Genomic DNA, 1,389 nt, shown 5'->3' with positions numbered 1-1,389 from the left:
CCCCGCCCCTCTTCCAGGTGCGCTTCCTGCGCGAGCGGCCCGCGCCACCGGCCTCCTACGGAGGCCTGGAATGGCGGCAGCTCGACTCCACGACCCCACCGGCGGTCACCGGCCTCACGCTCCGCCTCACGACCGCCCCGGAGGGCTCCGCCTCCGCGGCCCCGGACCACGGCGCCTCCGCGCGAGTGAGCGCCGACGACGGCATGTCCGTCCGGCTCGACTACGCGACCGACCTGTTCGACGCGAGCACCGCCGAACGGATGCTCACCCACCTCCGGATCCTGACCGAGGCGGCCGCGGCAGAGCCCTCCCGGACGTTGTCGGCGCTGCCGATGCTCACCCCTGCCGAGCAGGCCCGCCTCATCCGGGACTGGCCCGCCGGGCCGCCGACTGCCGGAGAGCCGCGCCCGGTGCACCGGATGATGGAGGAGCAGGCGGCGAAGAACCCCGAGACCGTGGCGGTCGTGGCCGGCGAGGCCAAGCTGACCTACGGAACCCTGAACTGCCAGGCCAACCGGCTCGCCCATCGCCTGCGCGAGCTGGGCGCGGGGCCGGAGACACGCGTCGGCGTCGTCGCCGACCGCACCACCCACACCGTCGTCGCCCTGCTGGCCGTGCTCAAGGCCGGCGCGGCGTACGTCCCCCTGGACCCGGACCATCCGGCGGAGCGGCAGCAGTTCATCCTCGCCGACGCCGGCATCGAGGTGCTGCTCGCCCACGCCCACCACCAGCGGGCCGCGCCGGACGGCACCGTCGTCATCGACGTGGACGCGTTCGACGGCAACGAGGACGAGACCGACCCCGACATCCCGGTGCATCCGGACAACCTCGCCTACGTCATTTACACCTCGGGCTCCACCGGAACGCCCAAGGGCGTGCTGGTCAGCCATGGCAACCTGGCCCACGCCACCAACGCCAGGTGGTCGTGCGGCCGAATCTCCCCCGGCATCTACTGCCTGCCGGTCCCGTTCACCTTCGACGGCGCGGCGGCGGGCCTGTACTGGACGCTGGCCTCGGGCGGCCGGCTCGTCCTGCCTGACGCGATGACCGTGCACGACCCACGCCGGCTGGGGCAGCTCATCAACCTGGAGTGCGCCACGCACTTCGACGCGGTCCCCTCGCAGTACGAGGTGCTGCTCTCGCTCTGCCCGCGTGACCTGCGCAGCCTGCGGGACATCTCGGTCGGCGGCGAGGTGCTGCCGCCGCACGTCGTGGCCCAGCACGCGACCATGCTCCCGTCGGCGACCCTCTACAACGACTACGGCCCCACTGAGGCCACCGTGTGGAGCACCTTCCACCCCTGCCCGCCCGACTTCGCCGACGCCACCGTCCCCATCGGCAGACCCATCCCCGGCACCCACGTCCACATCCTCGACGACGACCTCAACC

At 72.9% G+C, this 1,389-nt stretch carries 1 protein-coding gene; it reads left to right on the top strand.

The window, feature by feature from the left end; genetic code table 11:
- A partial coding sequence (locus EJK15_RS69365) for an AMP-binding protein (RefSeq protein WP_138720932.1) occupies nucleotides 1–1,389 on the top strand: 1,389 nt, incomplete at both ends.

It is taken from the genome of Nonomuraea basaltis (genome assembly GCF_005893125.1).
GTDB classification, from domain to species: domain Bacteria; phylum Actinomycetota; class Actinomycetes; order Streptosporangiales; family Streptosporangiaceae; genus Nonomuraea; species Nonomuraea basaltis.
The sequence above is the reverse complement of the archived record's forward strand: the minus strand, read 5'-3'. Positions and strand labels throughout refer to the sequence as shown.